Annotated in this window: 17 protein-coding genes; 9 read left to right on the forward strand and 8 right to left on the reverse strand. The window is 66.4% G+C overall.

Features of this window, described 5'->3' with window-relative positions; genetic code table 11:
• Nucleotides 1–23 precede the first annotated feature (23 nt).
• The 5 genes from ACQR0U_RS13215 to glgA all read left to right on the forward strand — a co-directional run bounded on the left by ACQR0U_RS13215 (nucleotide 24) and on the right by glgA (nucleotide 6,296).
• Nucleotides 24–797, forward strand: a complete 774-nt coding sequence (locus ACQR0U_RS13215) for an SDR family NAD(P)-dependent oxidoreductase (RefSeq protein ID WP_315826535.1) — start codon at nucleotides 24–26, stop codon at nucleotides 795–797.
• 29 nt (nucleotides 798–826) lie between these two features.
• Nucleotides 827–2,476: an FGGY-family carbohydrate kinase gene (locus ACQR0U_RS13220; protein WP_434843269.1), complete on the forward strand. Its 1,650-nt coding sequence runs from the start codon at nucleotides 827–829 to the stop codon at nucleotides 2,474–2,476.
• Complete coding sequence (locus ACQR0U_RS13225; RefSeq protein WP_434843268.1) at nucleotides 2,476–3,423, forward strand: carbohydrate kinase family protein; 948 nt, start codon at nucleotides 2,476–2,478, stop codon at nucleotides 3,421–3,423. Before ACQR0U_RS13220 ends, ACQR0U_RS13225 begins: the two co-directional genes overlap by 1 nt.
• Before the next feature lie 144 nt (nucleotides 3,424–3,567).
• The gene (gene glgC, locus ACQR0U_RS13230) at nucleotides 3,568–4,833 is read left to right on the forward strand and encodes a glucose-1-phosphate adenylyltransferase (RefSeq protein WP_315751380.1); all 1,266 of its coding nucleotides are present in this window, start codon (nucleotides 3,568–3,570) and stop codon (nucleotides 4,831–4,833) included.
• Nucleotides 4,830–6,296 carry a glycogen synthase GlgA gene (glgA, locus tag ACQR0U_RS13235; RefSeq protein WP_434843267.1) on the forward strand — a complete coding sequence of 489 codons (1,467 nt, stop codon included), beginning with the start codon at nucleotides 4,830–4,832 and terminating at the stop codon, nucleotides 6,294–6,296. The genes glgC and glgA overlap by 4 nt, the downstream gene beginning before the upstream one ends.
• A gap of 26 nt (nucleotides 6,297–6,322) precedes the next feature.
• On the opposite strand, the gene ACQR0U_RS13240 is transcribed toward glgA, so the two are convergent.
• Nucleotides 6,323–7,360, reverse strand: a complete 1,038-nt coding sequence (locus ACQR0U_RS13240) for a zinc-dependent alcohol dehydrogenase family protein (protein WP_316226667.1) — start codon at nucleotides 7,358–7,360, stop codon at nucleotides 6,323–6,325.
• Between the two features lie 255 nt (nucleotides 7,361–7,615).
• Here ACQR0U_RS13240 and ACQR0U_RS13245 point away from each other — a divergent pair, with 255 nt between their 5' ends.
• Nucleotides 7,616–9,088, forward strand: coding sequence for an N-acyl-D-amino-acid deacylase family protein (locus tag ACQR0U_RS13245; RefSeq protein ID WP_316165547.1), 1,473 nt, complete (start codon nucleotides 7,616–7,618; stop codon nucleotides 9,086–9,088).
• 5 nt (nucleotides 9,089–9,093) lie between these two features.
• Here ACQR0U_RS13245 and ACQR0U_RS13250 read toward each other — a convergent pair whose 3' ends face one another.
• The 4 genes from ACQR0U_RS13250 to ACQR0U_RS13265 all read right to left on the reverse strand — a co-directional run bounded on the left by ACQR0U_RS13250 (nucleotide 9,094) and on the right by ACQR0U_RS13265 (nucleotide 11,479).
• Nucleotides 9,094–9,972, reverse strand: coding sequence for a caspase family protein (locus ACQR0U_RS13250; protein ID WP_315751388.1), 879 nt, complete (start codon nucleotides 9,970–9,972; stop codon nucleotides 9,094–9,096).
• A gap of 32 nt (nucleotides 9,973–10,004) precedes the next feature.
• The gene (locus ACQR0U_RS13255) at nucleotides 10,005–10,433 is read right to left on the reverse strand and encodes a hypothetical protein (RefSeq protein WP_315716329.1); all 429 of its coding nucleotides are present in this window, start codon (nucleotides 10,431–10,433) and stop codon (nucleotides 10,005–10,007) included.
• 94 nt (nucleotides 10,434–10,527) lie between these two features.
• Nucleotides 10,528–10,998: a hypothetical protein gene (locus tag ACQR0U_RS13260; protein WP_315716328.1), complete on the reverse strand. Its 471-nt coding sequence runs from the start codon at nucleotides 10,996–10,998 to the stop codon at nucleotides 10,528–10,530.
• A gap of 19 nt (nucleotides 10,999–11,017) precedes the next feature.
• Nucleotides 11,018–11,479, reverse strand: a complete 462-nt coding sequence (locus ACQR0U_RS13265) for a DUF1843 domain-containing protein (protein WP_315716327.1) — start codon at nucleotides 11,477–11,479, stop codon at nucleotides 11,018–11,020.
• A 79-nt stretch (nucleotides 11,480–11,558) separates the two neighbouring features.
• Between ACQR0U_RS13265 and ACQR0U_RS13270 the strand changes: the two genes are divergently transcribed.
• A complete protein-coding gene (locus ACQR0U_RS13270) occupies nucleotides 11,559–13,031 on the forward strand; it encodes a radical SAM protein (protein ID WP_434843266.1) in 1,473 nt (490 codons plus the stop codon).
• Nucleotides 13,032–13,143: 112 nt separating this feature from the next.
• A complete protein-coding gene (locus ACQR0U_RS13275; protein WP_315716325.1) occupies nucleotides 13,144–13,602 on the forward strand; it encodes a hypothetical protein in 459 nt (152 codons plus the stop codon).
• Between the two features lie 360 nt (nucleotides 13,603–13,962).
• Here the strand turns inward: ACQR0U_RS13275 and ACQR0U_RS13280 are convergent, their stop codons facing one another.
• The 3 genes from ACQR0U_RS13280 to ACQR0U_RS13290 are packed head-to-tail and all read right to left on the reverse strand — an operon-like array spanning nucleotide 13,963 to nucleotide 16,646.
• Entirely contained in the window at nucleotides 13,963–14,712 is a 750-nt protein-coding gene (locus ACQR0U_RS13280; protein WP_315716324.1) for a CoA-transferase, read from the reverse strand.
• Nucleotides 14,709–15,527, reverse strand: coding sequence for a CoA transferase subunit A (locus ACQR0U_RS13285; RefSeq protein WP_315716323.1), 819 nt, complete (start codon nucleotides 15,525–15,527; stop codon nucleotides 14,709–14,711). The genes ACQR0U_RS13280 and ACQR0U_RS13285 overlap by 4 nt, the downstream gene beginning before the upstream one ends.
• A gap of 57 nt (nucleotides 15,528–15,584) precedes the next feature.
• Nucleotides 15,585–16,646 carry a LacI family DNA-binding transcriptional regulator gene (locus ACQR0U_RS13290; RefSeq protein ID WP_315716322.1) on the reverse strand — a complete coding sequence of 354 codons (1,062 nt, stop codon included), beginning with the start codon at nucleotides 16,644–16,646 and terminating at the stop codon, nucleotides 15,585–15,587.
• Between the two features lie 122 nt (nucleotides 16,647–16,768).
• Here ACQR0U_RS13290 and ACQR0U_RS13295 point away from each other — a divergent pair, with 122 nt between their 5' ends.
• On the forward strand, nucleotides 16,769–18,070 hold the full coding sequence (locus tag ACQR0U_RS13295) for a M24 family metallopeptidase (RefSeq protein WP_315826546.1): 1,302 nt from the start codon (nucleotides 16,769–16,771) through the stop codon (nucleotides 18,068–18,070).
• Nucleotide 18,071: the final 1 nt, after the last annotated feature.

Here is an 18,071-nt window from a genome sequence, read left to right on the forward strand (position 1 = left end):
AACGACAACAACGGACCACGACGATGTATCTCGAAAAATTCAAACTGAACGGCAAGACCGCGTTGGTCACCGGCGGCGGGCAGGGCATTGGCCTGGCTTGCGTCGAGGCGCTGGCGGAGGCGGGCGCGCATGTCGTGATCGCCGATCGCGACGCCAAGGCGGCGGCGGACGGGCAGGCGGCGATGAAGGCCAAGGGCTATGACACCGAGACCGCGCTGATGGACGTCACCAACTCGGCTCAGGTCAACGAGGTGGCCGACGATCTGGTCGCGCGCTACGGCGGCATCGACATCCTCGTCAACAATGCCGGCATCGCGCGCAGCGAGACGCCGGCCGAGACCGTCACCGACGAGCACTGGCTGAACGTGCTGGACGTCAATCTCAACGGCACCTTCTGGTGCTGCCGCGCCTTCGGCAAGCACATGCTGGCGGCCAACAGTGGCGCCATCGTCAACATCGGCTCGATGTCCGGCTTCATCGTCAACAAGCCGCAGGAGCAGTGCTTCTACAACGCGTCCAAGGCTGCGGTGCACCATCTGACCAAGTCGCTGGCGGCCGAATGGGGCGCGCGCGGCATCCGCGTCAACGCGGTCGCGCCGACCTATATCGAGACGCCGCTGAACGCCTTCGTGAAGAGCAATCCGCGCATGTACGACGCCTGGATCGGCGGAACCCCGATGGGCCGCATGGGTCAGGTCGAGGAGATTGCCTCGGTGGTGTTGTTCCTCGCTTCCGAGGCGGCAAGTTTGATGACCGGCAGCGTCGTCGTTGTCGATGGCGGCTACACTTGCTGGTAAGCTCGCGTCAGAATTGACGGGAGCGAAACATGCGGCAGGCGTTCATCGGTGTCGATGTCGGCACAACCAGCACGCGCGCCGGGATTTTTGACGGCAACGGCCGGCTGCTTGCCGCGGCGCGGCATCCGATCCAGACTTGGCACGAGGCCGGTGATGTCGTCGAGCAGTCGTCCGACGACATCTGGCGTGCGTGCTGCGCGTCGGTCAAAGCCGCGCTAGCGGAAGCCGCGATCGCGCCGGAGCTGATCAAGGGGATCGGCTTCGATGCCACCTGCTCGCTGGTGGTGCTGGACCGCCAGGGCGCGCCGGTCACCGTCAGCGGCTCCGGCGACGCCAGCCGCAATGTCATCGTGTGGATGGATCATCGCGCGCTGACGGAGGCGCGCGACATCAATGCGACCGAAGACGAGGTGCTGCGCTATGTCGGCGGCTCGATCTCGCCGGAGATGGAGATGCCGAAGCTGCTGTGGCTGAAGCGGCATCTGCGCAAGAGTTTCGATGCGGCCGGCCATTTCTTCGATCTCGCCGACTTCCTCACCTGGCGTGCGTCAGGCTCTCTGGCGCGCTCGATGTGCACCGTCACCTGCAAATGGAATTATCTGGCGCACGAGACGCGCTGGAGCGCGGCCTTCTTTCGCCGTATCGGGCTGGAGGATTTCGTCCGCGAGGATTACGCGCGGATCGGCACCGAGATCGTCGCGCCCGGTACGCCGCTCGGCCGTGGGCTGTCGCAGGACGCGGCCGAACAACTCGGGCTCGTCGCGGGTACGCCGGCCGGAGCCGCGCTGATCGATGCCCATGCCGGCGGCATCGGCGCCATCGGTGGCCGCGCGGCTGACGGCGGGGAGGTCGATGTCTGCGACCGGCTCGCCTACATCATGGGGACTTCGGCCTGCATCATGGCGACGACGCGGGTGCCGTCCTTCGTGTCCGGCGTGTGGGGACCGTATTATCAGGGCATGGTGCCTGGGTTCTGGCTCAACGAGGGTGGCCAGTCTGCCGCGGGGGCGGCGATCGATCATCTGCTGCGCTCGCACCCGGCCGCGGCCGAGGCGACCGCTGCGGCGCGCGCGGAAGGGCTCGACCTGATCACCCTGCTCGAAAAACGGATCATGGCGCGGGTGCCGAATGCCGGCAGCGCGGCGCTGCTGGCGCGAGATCTTCACATTCTCCCGGAATTTCTCGGCAACCGCTCGCCCTATGCCGATCCGGACTCGCGCGCCGTCATTGCCGGCCTTGATCTCGATGCCGATGTCTCCGCGATGGAGCGGCTGTTCATGGCCGGGTTGTGCGGGCTCGCCTATGGCCTTGCCGACGTCATCGATGCCTTCGCCGCCAACGGCGTTACCAGCCGGACGCTGGTCATGGCGGGTGGCGCCTCACGCAGCCCGCTGGTACGCCAGATCATGGCCGATACGACGGGATTGACGGTGGCGCTGCCGGGCACCCAGGAGCCGGTGCTGCTCGGTGCGGCCATGCTCGGCGCGGTCGCCAGCGGCGCTTTCCGCTCGATCGGCGATACGATGGCCTCGATGTCCTCGCTCGGGCGTCTCAGCGACCCGACCGATCCGAACATCGCGGCCTTCCATCGCCGCAAGCGGCGCATCCACGGCTTGCTGCGAGCGCTTGATCGCGAGAGCCGTTCCGTGATGCATGGTGCCGATGAGGAGGCACGCTGATGATCCTGAGCTGCGGCGACGCGTTGATCGATTTCGTCCCGGCCAGATTGGCCGACGGGCGCGATGCCTTGCGGCCAGTGGTCGGCGGCTCCTGCCTGAACGTCGCCGTCGGCGTGGCGCGGCTCGGCGCGCCCACGGGCTTCGTCGGTGGCATCTCGACCGACCTGTTCGGCACCATGATCGCGGCGCATGCCCAAGGCTCGCACGTCGACCTCGGCTACGCCACGCGCAGCCCGGACCAGACCACGCTCGCTTTCGTGCGCCATGTCGGCAGTGAGGCGCAGTATGCCTTCTACGACGCCGAGACCGCCGCGCGGAAATGGACGTTCCGGCCGGGCAGCATCCCCTTTGCCGACATCGATGCCGTCCATGTCGGATCGACCACGCTGATCCACGATCTCGGCGCCGCGCAGACCCGTGCGCTGATCGCCGCCACGCAGGGCGCGGTGACGATCTCCTTCGACCCGAACTGCCGTCCGAATCTGGTGACTGATAAGGCCGGCTACCGCGCTGACATGGATGGGTTCGCCGCGAGCGCCGACCTGATCAAGATGTCGGATGTCGATTTCGACTATCTGCATGGCCACGACGACTACGCTGCGCGGGCGGACGCGCTGCTGGCGCGCGGCACCAGCCTGGTCGTCGTCACGCGGGGTCCCAAGGGGGCGCTCGGCTGGCATGCGCAGGCCGGCGCGGTCGAGGTCGCGGTCCCCGCGATCGAGGTGGTCGATACGATCGGCGCCGGCGACTCCTTCCAGGCGGGGCTGTTGTTCGCGCTGCGCAAGCTCGGCCGCATTGACCGGGAGGCCCTGAGAGGATTGAGCCAGACCGAAATGCGCAAGGCGCTCGCCTTTGCCGCAGCCTGTGCGGCCGTCACCTGCACCCGCGAGGGCGCCGACCCGCCGCGCTGGGACGACGTGGCTGCAACCTGGGATCGCCTGGGCTGAAGCTCCCCATTGCACTCGTCATTGGGAACTGGTTGGCTGTTCCTCCGTCATATGTGAGTACCGGACGAGGAAGCGCGATCGCGAGACTCCTCTGCCCGGGCCGCGGAAATCTTGACGCGACAAAGAGTTGCAGGGAGGAGAACCATGGCACCCGCCGCACGGACCGAGCCGCTGTCCCGTCACGCGCTGGCCTTCGTGTTGGCTGGCGGACGCGGCAGCCGGCTGCTGGAGCTGACCGACCGGCGCGCCAAGCCCGCCGTCTATTTCGGCGGCAAGTCGCGCATCATCGATTTCGCGCTGTCGAACGCCGTCAATTCCGGCATCCGGCGCATCGCCGTTGCGACACAGTACAAGGCGCACAGCCTGATCCGGCATCTGCAGATGGGCTGGAACTTCTTCCGCCCCGAGCGCAACGAGAGCTTCGACATCCTGCCGGCGAGCCAGCGCGTCTCCGAGACGATGTGGTACGTCGGCACGGCCGACGCCGTGTACCAGAACATCGACATTCTCGAGACCTACAACACGAAATACATCGTCGTGCTGGCCGGCGACCACATCTACAAGATGGACTACGAGCTGATGCTGCAGCAGCATGTCGACCAGCGCGCCGACGTCACCGTCGGCTGCCTGGAGATGCCGCGCGAGGAATCCTCAGGCTTCGGCGTCATGCACATCAATGAGGACGACACGATCCGCGACTTCATCGAGAAGCCGGCCGATCCGCCGCCGATGCCGGGCAAGCCCGACAAGTCGCTCGCGAGCATGGGCATCTACGTGTTCGACGCCAAATTCCTGTTCGAGGAGCTGAAGCGCGACGCAGCGGAACCGAATTCCAACCACGATTTCGGCCGCGACATCATTCCCTACATCGTCAGGAACGGCCGAGCCGTGGCGCACCAGTTCTCGCGCTCCTGTGTCCGCGCCGCCCACGATCAGGGCAGCTACTGGCGCGACGTTGGAACGGTGGACGCCTATTGGGCGGCCAATCTGGATCTGACGGACGTCGTGCCCGAGCTCGATCTCTACGATCGCTCCTGGCCGCTCTGGACCTATTCTGAGATCACGCCGCCGGCCAAGTTCGTTCACGACACGGACGGCCGCCGCGGCGAGGCGACCTGCTCGCTGGTCTCAGGCGGCTGCATCGTCTCCGGCGCCCAGGTGCAGCGCTCGCTGCTGTTCACCGGTGCTCATCTGCATTCCTATGCCAAGCTGCAGAACGCGGTGCTGTTGCCCTACGTCAACGTCGCGCGCCATGCGCGCCTGACCAACGTGGTGGTCGACCGTGGCGTGCAGATTCCGGAGGGGCTGGTGGTCGGCGAAGATCCGGAGTTCGACGCCAAGCGGTTCAGGACCACGGAGAACGGCGTGACCTTGATTACCCAGCCGATGATCGACGGGCTCAATTCATGACGCCACTGCGCGTTCTGTCGGTTGCCTCGGAGGTCTATCCCATCGTCAAGACGGGCGGCCTCGCCGATGTCGTCGGCGCCCTGCCGTGGGCGCTGATGGCGGAGGACGTCGAGGTCCGCACGCTGATTCCCGGCTATCCCGCGGTCATGAAGGCGCTGGAGCAGGCCAGCGAGATCAGCTCGCTGCCGAACTTCTTCGGCGGCAACGCCCGGCTGCTCGGCGGCAGCCATGGCGCGCTCGATCTGTTCGTGCTCGACGCGCCGCATCTCTACGACCGCGAGGGCAACCCCTATCTGGGGCCCGACGGCAAGGATTGGCCGGACAATGCGTTCCGCTTCGCGGCACTGGCCCGCGCGGCGTCCTATATCGGGCTCGGCGCGGTGCCGGCCTTCGTGCCCGATGTCGTCCACGGCCACGACTGGCAGGCTGGGCTGGTGCCGGCCTATCTGCTGTACAGCCACCGGCCGCATCCCGGCACGGTCGTGACCGTGCACAATCTGGCGTTCCAGGGCCGCTTTCCGCGCCACTTCCTGCCGCCGCTCGGCCTGCCGCCGGAATCCTTCTCGATCTACGGCCTCGAATATTACGGCGACATCAGCTTCCTCAAGGCGGGACTGCAATTCGCCGACAAGATCACGACGGTGTCGCCGACCTATGCGCGGGAGATCCAGAGCGACGAGCAGGGCATGGGCCTCGGCGGCCTGCTGCGTCAGCGTGCGTCGGACCTCGTCGGCATCCTCAACGGCATCGACACGGCGGTGTGGGATCCCGGCAGCGATCCGGCGATCGCCTCGCGTTTCGGCATCGACCGGATCGAGGCGCGGGCGCCCAACAAGGCCGCGCTGCAGGCGCGCATGGGCCTGCAGGTGGCGCCGGAGACGTTCCTGCTCGGCGTCGTCAGCCGGTTGACCTCGCAGAAGGGGCTCGACCTGCTGCTGTCCTGCCTGCCGACCTTGACCAGTAGCGGCATCCAGCTGGCGCTGCTCGGCGACGGCGAGGCCGAGCTGCGCGACGCGTTCCGTGCCGCGGCCGCGAACGATCCCGCAAAGATCGGCGTCGTCATCGGCTACGACGAGGGCTTGGCGCATCTCATCCAGGCCGGCTGCGATGCGCTGGTCGTGCCGTCACGGTTCGAGCCGTGCGGGCTGACGCAGCTCTGCGCCCTGCGCTACGGCGCGCTGCCGATCGTCACTGCGGTGGGCGGTCTTGCCGACACCGTCATTGACGAGACCGAGGCCGGCGTCGCCGCAACCGGGTTCAAGTGCGCGTCCGTGACAGCGGAGGCGCTCGATCAGACCCTGCGCCGCGCCGCTGCGGCCTTCTACGCCGCGCGCAGCAACGCCTCGAACTGGACCCGCATGCAGCTCAATGCGATGCTGACCGACGTCTCCTGGCGCCACCGCGCCGGCCGTTACGCCGAACTCTACCGGCAGATCGTCGCGCAGCGGCGTCCGGCAGGCTGAGCGCCGCGGCGTACGGGTCGGGAGGCCTATGCCTCGATGAGAACCTTCAACGCATGGGTCTTGGCCGCGGCGCCGAACGTCTCGTAGGCATCGAGGATCTGATCAAGCCTGAAGCGATGGGTGATCAGCCGCTTCGGTTCGAGCTTGCGCGACTGCACCGTCTTCAGCAGCATCGGCGTCGTCACCGTATCGACCAGCCGCGTCGTGATCGCGATGTTGCGGTCCCACAGCTTCTCCAGATGCAGGTCGGCCTTGACCCCATGCACGCCGACATTGGCAATGGTGCCGCCGGGGGCGATGATGTCCTCGCAGGTCACGAACGTGGCGGGCATGCCGACTGCCTCGATCGCGGTGTCGACGCCGCGGCCATTCGTCAGCGCCAGGACCTTCTCGACGGCCTTGCCGTCGGCGTTGTTGACGACGCTGGTGGCGCCGAAGCGGGTGGCGACCTCGAGCCGGCTGTCGTCGAGGTCGATCATGATGATCTCGGCCGGCGAATAGAACTGTGCCGTCAGCAGCGCCGCCAATCCGATCGGGCCGGCGCCGACGATCGCCACCGCCGATCCCGGCTCGACCTTGCCGTTGAGCACGCCGCATTCGAAACCGGTCGGCAGGATGTCGCTCAACATCACCAGCGCATCCTCCTCGGTCCCAGGCGGCACGTGGTAGAGGCTGGTGTCGGCGTGAGGCGTGCGAACATACTCCGCCTGCGTGCCGTCGATCTTGTTGCCGAGGATCCAGCCGCCATGGCGGCAATGCGAATACATGCCGCGCCGGCAATAGTCGCAGGTTCCGCAGGCCGAGATGCAGGAGATGATGACGTGGTCGCCCGGCTTGAACGCGCGCACGGCGCTGCCAACCGCGTCGACCACGCCGACGCCCTCGTGGCCGAGAATGCGGCCCGGTGTACATGTCGGCACGTCACCCTTGAGAATGTGAAGGTCGGTGCCGCAGATCGTCGTCTTCAGGATTTTGACCACCGCATCGCCAGGCTCGATGATGGTCGGCTTCGGGCGCTCGTCGAGAGATTTCTGGCCGGGACCATGATAGACCAGGGCTTTCATGACGTACCTCCGCAGGTTGCTTCCCGGAGGATGGATGGCGCCAGAGAGGTCGCGCGCCGTTGAGGCGTATCAATCCTGGCCAGAGTCCCTATCACTATCGTGTGTCCCGGGTGGCCAGGACGAAAGGCGACGGCGGACGCGCGTCGCGCCTCCAATGCAGTCCAGCCCGGCTCGGATCACATGCGCATCGCTCTGGACGCATCGGTGCGGCTCGCGGATAGTCTCCCGGCTTCCTACAATTCCGCGTGAGATTTCATGACCGACAACCAGCCTTCGTCCGAGTCCTTCGACCTGATCATCCGCGGCGGCACCGTCATCGACGGCACACGTGCGCCACGCTTCGAGGCGGATGTCGGCATCAAGGACGGCCGCATCGTCGCCATCGGCGGGCTTGACGGCCGGCGAGCCACGCGGGAGATCGACGCCACCGGCCTCATCGTTGCGCCGGGCTTCATCGACTCCCACACCCATGACGACAGCGCCGTGCTGGTCGATCCCGACATGACCTGCAAGGTCTCGCAGGGGGTGACCTCCGTCGTGACCGGCAATTGCGGCGTCAGCATCGCGCCGCTGAAGCCGGGCTCGCCGCGGCCGATGCCGCTCGGCTTGCTATCGCCAAGCGAGGGACAGGTGGTCGAGTATGCCGCGTTCGCCGACTACGTCGCCGCGCTGCGCACGGCGCCCGCGGCGGTCAACGTGGCGCCCATGGTCGGCCACACCGCGCTGCGTGCGTCGGTCGTGAGCGACCTCGGCCGGGCCGCGACGGACGTGGAGATCGCCGAGATGCGCGCGCATGTGCAGGAGGCGCTCGACGCCGGCGCCATCGGCGTCTCGACCGGGACGTTCTATCCGCCGGCGGAGGCGGCGCCGACCGAGGAGATCATCGAGGTGTGCCGTCCGCTCACAGGCAGCGGCGGCGTCTATGCCACGCATATGCGCAACGAGGCGAACGAGGTGATCCAGTCGCTGGAGGAGAGCTTTGCCATCGGCAAGGCGCTCGACGTCCAGGTCGTGATCTCGCATCACAAGGTGGTGGGGCCAGCGAATTTCGGCCGCACCAGGGAGACGCTGCCGCTGATCACGAAGGCGATGAGCTGCCAATGCGTCGCACTCGACTGCTATCCCTACAACGCCTCGTCGACCATGCTGCACACCGACCCGGCCAAGCTGCAGGTCAAGGTCGTCGTCGCGGCCTCCGGACCCCATCCGGAAATGGCGGGTCGGGATCTCGCCGACATCGCCGCGGGCTGGGGCGTCGACCGGCTCGAAGCCGCCAAGCGGCTGCAGCCGGCGTCGGCGATCTACTTCGCGATGGACGAGGCCGACGTGCAGACCATCCTCGCCTTCGAGCCGACCATGATCGGCTCCGACGGGCTGCCGTTCGGCGAGCGTCCGCATCCGCGGCTCTGGGGCACGTTCCCGCGCGTGCTCGGCTACTACTGCCGCGAGCTCGAGCTGTTCTCGCTGGAGACCGCGGTGTGGAAGATGAGCGGACTGACCGCGCGGAATTTCGGCGTCGAGGGACGCGGCACGATCGCGGTCGGCAACCATGCCGACATCACGATCTTCGATGCCGCCAGCGTCCGGGACAGCGCGACCTATGATGCCCCCTGCGTGCCGGCCGCCGGCATCGAGGCCGTCATCGTCAATGGCGCGCTGACCTGGTGGCAGGGCACGCACCAGAAGGCGCGTGCGGGGCAGGTGATCACGCGCGGATCACGGCAGTGATCTAGCTAGATCGTGAACGGGCGCTGGCTGTCGTACTCACGATCTTCCTTGCCGGTCCTGTAATGGTTCGGCGATTGCGTCGGCAGCATCTTGCGCTGAATCTGAAGGTGGAAATCGTTGTAGTTGCCCTTGAATTGACCGTTCGCCCAGACCAGCAGCAGCGCCGCGGTGAAGACGCTGTTGATGGCGCCATCGAATGACACCTGATTGTCCTGGCAGCCCGAGATCAGACGGATGCTGGCCTTGGCGACATCGCTCGACTCCGCACCCGGCGCGCCCTTCGCGGCCCGGCCGATGGCTTCATAAAATGCGCGGTTTTGCTCATACGTACGAAGGGCGATATCCTGCGGCAAGAACTTGGGCGCATAGCTGATCCCTTTCGTCGCGGCCCTGCCGGCCACGGCGATATCCAAATTCCCGGCGAAGCCGGCGGCCTGCGCCATCTCGTAGTAGCTCACCTTGGCCACAGTGCCGCTATGGCAGGAATCGGAGAGAATCAGAACACGAACGCCATCGGCGATCGCGCCGTACACGCGATAGAGTTCATCATCGATCATCTGTCCGTCATAGAGGCACCAGGTCTCATCGAGTGCGTCGATCTCGTCACCATCGAGGTCCGGAACCTGGCTGCCGTGGCCCGAATAGGTCAGCAGCAGAATGTCTCCGCTGTTCAAGTCGCGGGCGGCCATCGTCAGCATGTCGGTCACGGCGCCGCGCGTGGCCTGCTCGCTGAGCAGAATGCCGGTCCGATAGCCCGCCGTCTTCGCAATCGCCTCCATCGCGCGCGCATCATTCTCACAGGCGTTCAGCTTGCCGTCCCACCCAGCATAGTGCTTCGGATCCAGCCGATTGAGACCGATATGCAGCGAAATGCCCTTGGCCATTTCCGTCCCCCTGATGTCTCGGCTCGCAAACATCAAGCCGGCGGTTCGAGCCGATTGCCGCTTTCCGTGACCACCCAGGCGCAGACCGCGCAGATCGCATCGCCGTAGTCGCCGTGCCAACGGCAGTTCGCGCGGATCGAACACCGCGGCAGCGCCACGGTCCGCTCATTCGGCAAGAGCTCCAGCCCGTGCTCGTTCAGGATCTTGGCGACGCCACAGCGCTTGCCGTCCCACTTTCCGCAGTCGCGCGCGAGGCACGGCGACGAGAAGCGGAAGCGCTGTTCCGGCGGACGTCCCTGCCGGGCGATCGCGACGAAGGCGGCGTCGACCTCGAAGCGCTCGGGAATGAAATCGATCCGGCCCTCGGCATTGACGATGCCGAGCAGCGTGTTGCCGTCGGCGCAGCGCGAACTCGGGCACATCGGCACCGACTTCGGCTTCACGGATGCTGCATCGGACATCGCCTGAACGCCTCTCGATTAGCTCTCGCCTCGCCCGGCTTGCTTGGTCTGGACATCGCCGTGATCCGAACGTGTGCCGGGCATTCGACCGCACTCAGGGATTATCCAGCTTCGGTCGATAGACAGCTCCGTAAATGTGGGAGCCAGGTCCCGCTCCGAACGCCTTGATCTGCGACAGCGGCGTCGCAACCATGTCGCCGCGCGTATCGAGCTTTGCGATTTCAGCCGTCACCGCCTTCTGAATGGCTTGCTCGATCTCAGACTTCAACTGGCCGGAGAGCGGACCGCCATCGATCTGAGCGACGAAGCGCTCCATCTCCGGCGCGGGCGCCGCCTTGTCGCCTCCACGCTTCGCAATCTCAGCGTCCAAAGCGGCCAGCGCCGCAACAAGATCACCCTGGACGCCGACGATCTGGCGCGCATGGTCGCGCAACGACACCAGATCGTCGATGGATGCGGGCCCTTTGACGGCCGCCGCCAACGCGTTGCCAATGGCAACGCCATAGACCATGATTGCTCCACCGGCGAAGGATGCGATTCCGCCAGCTGTACTCTTCTCGGTCATGATGTCGCCCTCCAGACCTTCAAGGCGCTGACTGAAGATCGATCGTGGCGATCAGACCCGCAGTGGCGCCGCCGTGCGTTCCCCCGAACGATTGGATTTGAGACAACGCCGTGATCTTCAGGTCGCCGCCGCTGTCGTGAGCGGCAATGGCAGCCTTCACCGCATTATTGACGGCCTGCTCGATGCTCTGTCTCGCCTGTGGCTCGATCGGAAGGCCGGTGATCTGCACGGTGAAGCGTTCGGATGGCACCACCTCGGCAGGCGCCGCGCCCTTGGCGGCCGCCTGTCCGCCGCGCTTGACGATTTCCTCGTCGAGCGCGTTCACCGCAGAAACCAGATCGCCTTGAGCGTCGACGATCGCCTTCGCGTGCGAGCGCAATGTGACCAACTCGTCCAGAGTGATACCGCCACTTGCGAGCGCATTGCCGATCGCAAGGCCGTACAGAGGCACCACTCCGCCTGGAACGCCTTCCTTCGCCAAATTCGCCTCCCTCGTCCTCTATACAATCTAAGGTTAGTATTTTACGATACCAATCGTCAACGATGTCGCGGCAAATTTCATGTTCTCTCGTGTACCCCACGCCGATACCGAGATGCCGGTCCGATCAATCCCTTCCGGCGGCTTGCCTACCGCTCAAGCGCGCTATGTGGTCTGGGAGATCACGCTCCTCTGCAACCTGAAGTGCAGCCATTGCGGGTCCCGGGCCGGCGCACCTCGCAATGACGAGCTGACCACCGCGGAATGCATCGCTCTGATTGGCGAACTTGCGCGCGCTGGCACCAAGGAGATCGTTCTGATCGGCGGCGAAGCTTACCTCCGCCCCGATTGGCTGGTCCTCGTCGAGGAGATCACTCGCAACGGCATTGTCTGCGGCCTGCAGACCGGCGCCCGGGCACTCACGGAAGCGAAGATCGAAGCAGCCGCGCGCGCCGGACTCAAGACCGTCGGCGTTTCCATCGACGGCCCGGCCGCTACACATGATCGGCTCCGCGGTATCAAGGGCAGCCACGGCCAAGCGGTGGCCGCGATCCGGAACGCGCGAAAGCATGGGCTGATGGCGACCGCCAACTCGCAGGTCAATCGTCTTACCCTGGGCGGCCTGCGCGACATTTTCGATACGATCATCGACGCCGGGGCCTCCGCCTGGCAGATTCAGCTCACCGTGCCCATGGGCAATGCGGCCGATGCTCCATCCTTGCTGCTGCAGCCCTTCGATCTCGCTGCGCTGATGCCGGAGCTGTTTGCACTGTTCGAAGAGGGCCTCGATCGCGGCCTGCAGCTTATGCCCGGTAACAACATCGGGTATTTTGGCCCATACGAAGCGGCTTGGCGCAGTATCTCCGGACGATTCGAATACTACGGCGGCTGCCAGGCCGGACGGGCTGGCCTGGGAATCGAGGCTGACGGCGCCATCAAGGGCTGCCCGTCGCTCCCTACGGCCGCCTATGTCGGCGGCAATATCCGCGATCGATCATTTACCGACATCTGGAACGACAGCGCCGAACTGCGTTTCATGCGCGATCTCGACGAGAGCCGCGGGCGCCGCTGGGGGTTCTGCGCCAAGTGCTACTACGGTCCGATGTGCCGCGCCGGGTGCAGTTGGACCACGCACGTGCTGTCGGGACGGCCTGGCAACAATCCGTTCTGCCACTACCGGGTATTGCGGCTGGCCGAACGCGGCTGGCGCGAGGTGATCGTGCAGCGGACGAGGCCATCGGGACGACAGCCGTTCGACCATGGCTGCTTCGACATCATGATCGAGGACGCCCACGGCGGCCGATACGGCCAGGAAGTGTACGCGAGCGACGAGTTCCAGGATCTCGCGCCTGACGCGGCGGCGAGGCTGGACCAGCTGCTGCTCTGCGAGTCCTGCAAGCACTTCTTCTATCAGGGAGAGCCGGAATGCCCGCATTGCCACGCAGGCGCGGACGCAACGAACAGTGCCGATGATCACGTGCGGGTCGTGCAACGCGTCATGCAGCACCACAACGAGATCGAACAAATCCTGCGCCGTATCGCGGCGCCCGCCTGACCGAAGGGCGCCTCCGCAGGTTGAGCGGAGTCGTTCGTCGGTACCTGCGGCCGCGGGAAGGCGCTGGCGAAAGTCGTCTGGTCCAATCAAACCCAACCGAGGAGAGTATCCCATGAATGCAAATGAAGACGTCAGAGCCGCGCTGGCGAACATTCCCGTGTCCTGGCTGCACATGCCGGCTCTGGCGTTCGCTGAAGCAGGAGCAGCGGGCGCGAAGGAATTCGGTCCGAAGATCGCGCCCGCCGTGCTGGCGCTCGGCGCTGCAGCCGCAGGAGCGATCATCGGTGGTGGCCTGCAACTCACGCACCAATACCTTCACGACAGCAAAGCCGGACCTGTATCGTATCAGGGCATCGACAAGGTGATCTGCACGGCGACCTTCGCCGAGATCGAAGCAGCCGCAACGCGCATCTACCAGGAGTCCGCCCAGGCCAAGGACGGCAATGCGCTGCAGCAGATCATCGATACTGCGGCAGGCGCGAAGTTCGTTCCGGCGCTGGCGCCCGTTGCCGGAGCGGCGGCGGCCTTCATTGCCGGTGTCTATGCCGGTGCTGCGGCGGCACGTCACTGATCAACGGTGAAACTGATCAACGCTGAAGGCGGCGCGCGGCTTGCCCGTGCGCCGGTTTCACCGGCGCGGGGCATCGCATGATGCCGACCGAGTCGACGGGCGGCTTTGGCCCCCCGGGCATCGTGGACGGCGCGTGCGCCAGACCCGCCGCTACCAGTGGCGGCAAACCGTTCCGGTCGCAGCATAGCTCCGCGGAATGGCGATGGGCCTGAGTTTTCTTACTCGTTCGTCCATTTGAGCCTTGGCGGATTTGCCGAGTTCAAAATGCCCGCCCCGCGGCGCGCGGTGGCCTATCCATCCAATTGGCGATCCAATTTTGGCGTCGGCACCAGCATGGACAGGCGTAGCCTGGATCGCTAGCTAAGCCGCTGCAGCCATCGCGCGCGCGAATTCCGGATAGCATTCGGCGAGCTCGTCGAGGATCCGGCCGCGGATCAGCTCGACCGTCGCCCGGTCCGGCGCGGGCGTGGGCGGCACGATCTCCGGCACCGCATAATCGAATCCGGTGCGATCGCGCACGTCGTCGGCGGAGTAGCCCGGGTGCACCGAGCGCAGCCGGAAGCCGCCGCGCTCGCGGTCGAAATCGAACAGCGCCAGATTGGTCAGCAGCGCCTGCGGGCCGCCGCGCCGCTTCACCTCCGGCGTGGTCGCGGCGGCGCTGACGAAATCCACCTTCGGCACCAACACGCGCGGCGAATGCTCTTCGCGAAACAGGATCACCCGCGGAATGAGATGGTAGAGATAGGCCGAGCCGAACGAGCCCGGCCAGCGCACATCCATCCGCGGATAGTCGCCGGTGCCGACCAGGTTGATGTTGCCGCTGCCGTCGATCTGACCGCCGCCGAGAAAAAACGCGTCGACGCGGCCCTGCGCGGCGCAGTCGAACAGCTCGACGCCGCCATTGGTGAAGAAATTGTGCCGGCTCGAGCCGAGGATCGAGATGCGGACCGGCGGCTTGCCCGCTTGCGCGTTCCGTGCGCGCAGCAGCATCGCGCCGGCCGCCGGGATCGGCGACGAGGCGCCGACAGCGACATGGCGGATGCCATCGAGCAGGTCGGCGATGGTGGTGATCAGCAGCTCCTTGCGCGCGCGTTCATCGTGCATGGTCATGCCACCTGCTTGCTGCGGGCCAGGAAGGCGGAGAGATAGCTGCGAAAGCCCTCGTTGGTGCGCGCCATCGCGGCGTAGCGCGCCAGCTCGGCGCCATCGGTCTCGTATTCGTCCCACAGCGGCAGCGGCCAGGCCCCGTTCGCGGCCACCGCGATGGCATCGACATACAGCGCCGGCAGCACGCCGGCCGCCGAGTCTTCGGTCGCCATCAAATCGCGATCGACGATGCGCTCGACGGTGACCAGCGTGCGCTTCGCCGCATAGGCCATCGTCGCCAGCTCGCGGTAGCGACCGATGCGGACATTGCCGAAGCGGTCGGCCTCAGGCGCATGAAACAGCGCCACGTCGGGCGTGATCGCCGGCACCACGACCACCTTGCCGGGCTCGCCGACCGGACTGTCGATCACCTTCCAATCGGGGCGGACCTGCAGCAGATCGCTGCCGATGATGCCGGCGATCGGCATGAACGGCACGCCCTTCTGCCCGGCCAGCAGGCCGGCATGGATCGCAGGGCAGGTGGCATCGCGCAGGCGGATGCTGCCGTCGCGCACGGCCGAGACGAAGCGCGGTGCGCCGCCGGCCTCGCCGAGCGAGACGGCGCTGGTTTCCACCACCGCGGCCACGCCGGCGCCGATCAGCAGATCGGCCTGGAGGCCTGATATCGGCACGCAGACGAGATGGAGTCCGGTGAGGCCGGCCTCGATCATGGCCGCCGTCGCCGCCATCGAGACGCCGGCACGGTCGACCGGGATCGCGATCGATTGCCCCGGTGCGATGGATGCGACGAGCGCCTCCAGACCGACCATCTCCGTCATCGGCGTATCCTCCCGTAGTTGCTTTGCCGCGCAGTGTAGCGATGCCCCGCGGACCTGTCAGTGCTCGTATGCGATCGTCGAGCCGCGGATGATGAGCTCCGGCGCCAGGACGATGTGGTCGGTCGCTGCCTCGCGCCCGGCAAGGCGGTCGAGCAGCAGCCGCGCCGCGGCTTCCCCCATGTCCCGCTGGGCGATCCGCACCGTGGTCAGCGGCGGCGCGACCATGTCGACGAACGGCATGTCGTTGTGGCCGACCACGGAGATATCACCGGGGCAGGTCAGGCCGCGCGCGGCGATCGCGTCATAGACGCCGAGCGCCAGCAGATCATTGGCGGCGACGATTGCGGTCGGGCGCGTCCGCCGCGCGAGCAGGCGCAGCGCAGCCTCGCGACCCGCCGCCCGCGTATAGGCTTCGACGGCTTCGACCGGCGCATGGCGGGCGGACAGTCCCGCGACGCTGATGCTGGCCTCGAAGCCGGCGCGGCGGTGCGCGCCGGTCGAGACGTGCTGCGGGCCCGCGACGTGACCGATGCGGCGGTGGCCGAGCGCGACGAGATGCTGGACGGCGAGACGCATGCCGGCGGCATCGTCGCTGGCTGCCGAGGGCAGGAGTCCGGCGGCATCGACGCGATTGACCAGCACCACCGGCAGCGCCGCGTCCAGGCAGTGCTTCACGACATCGTCGCGCAAGCTCACCGTCGCCAGCACCAGACCGTCGACGCCGCGGGCAATCAGCCGGTCGACCAGATCCTGCTCCGAGCCCTTGCTGCCGACGTCGACGACGATCGTCGCATAGCCCTCGGCGTTGAGACGATCGGCGATGCCGGACAGCACGGGCGGGAAGCCGGGATCGGCGATATCGGGCGCGAGCACACCGATCAGGCCGCTGCGCCCGGTGCGCAGGCCCTTGGCGGCCATGTTCAGCCGATAGCCGAGCGCGTTGGCGGCGGCCTGGATCCGCTCCACGACATCGCCCGCCACCAGATGCTTCATGGCCGGGCTGAGCGCGCGCGACACCGTGGAGGGATGCACGTCGCAGCGCGCGGCGACATCCTTGATCGTCGGGCGTGAGGACGCCGTTGCGCGCGGGCTCCTTGTCGATGGCGACGTCCGTTTCATCTCCGCTCCCCGATGCCGCAGCGCAGCGACGTTTTGATCGCGCGGTACCTTGACACATTTTGCGTGCGTGCAATAAATCCGGCTCTGCAATCGATTGCAATAGCACAATGGGAAACGCCCACATGACAGCCAGCGCGCTGAAGCCGCATCTGGTCAGCCCGGAGCATCTCGATCCGCATTGGCGCTGGGGGCGGGCGATTCCGTCGCATGGCCATGTCTCGGTGGATTTCGAGCGCCGCGTCGATTTCGACAGGTTGCGGCGCTACCGACTGGCGCGGGCGCGCGCGGCGCTGAAGGCGTCGGGCTATGGTGCGCTGCTGCTGTTCGACGTCAACAACATTCGCTACGTGTCCGGCACCAAGATCGGCGAATGGGAGCGCGACAAGCTGTGCCGTTTCGCGCTGCTGGCCGGCGACGGCGAGCCGATCGTGTGGGATTTCGGTTCGGCAGCCGTCCACCATCGTCTGTTCTGCGACTGGCTGGCGCCGGAGAACTGCCGCGCCGGCATGCTCGGCATGCGCGGCACCGTGCCGCCGGCGGTCGGACTGATGAAGGCGCATGCCGAGGAGGTGATGAGCCTGTTGCGGTCGGCCGGCGTTGCCGACATGCCGGTCGGCGTCGACCTCGCCGAGACCGCGATGTTCTTCGAGCTGCAGAAGGCCGGCATGAAGGTGGTCGACGGCCAGCAGGTCATGCTGGACGCGCGCGAGATCAAGAACATCGACGAGATCATGCTGTTGAATCAGGCCGCGGCCATGGTCGACGGTGTCTATCATTCGATCTACGAACACCTGAAGCCGGGCGTGCGTGAGAACGACATCGTCGCGCTCGCCAACAAGATGCTCTATGAGATGGGCTCCGACGACGTCGAGGCGATCAATGCCATCTCCGGTGAGCGCTGCAATCCGCATCCGCACAATTTCACCGACCGCATCCTGCGTCCGGGCGACCAGGCGTTCTTCGACATCCTGCAGTCCTATCAGGGCTACCGGACCTGCTACTACCGCACTTTCAACGTCGGCCGCGCCACGCCGGCGCAGCACGACGCCTACAAGCAGTGCCGCGAATGGCTCGATCATGCGATCGCGCTGATCAAGCCGGGCGTCTCGACCGACACCGTCGCCAAGGTCTGGCCTAAGGCCGAGGAGTTCGGCTTTCCCTCGGAGATGGCCGCCTTCGGCCTGCAGTTCGGCCACGGCCTCGGGCTCGCGCTGCATGAGCGCCCGATCATCTCGCGGCTGGTCTCGCTGGACAATCCGATGGAGATCAAGACCGGCATGGTGTTCGCGCTCGAGACCTACTGTCCGGCGACCGACGGCTTCTCGGCCGCGCGGATCGAGGAGGAGGTCGTGGTCACCGACAAGGGCTGTCAGGTGATCACGCTGTTCCCGGCCGAGGAATTGCCGATCGCCAACCGCTATTGAG

Origin of the sequence: Bradyrhizobium sp. HKCCYLRH3097, from assembly GCF_051167875.1 — a bacterium.
Lineage (GTDB): Bacteria > Pseudomonadota > Alphaproteobacteria > Rhizobiales > Xanthobacteraceae > Bradyrhizobium.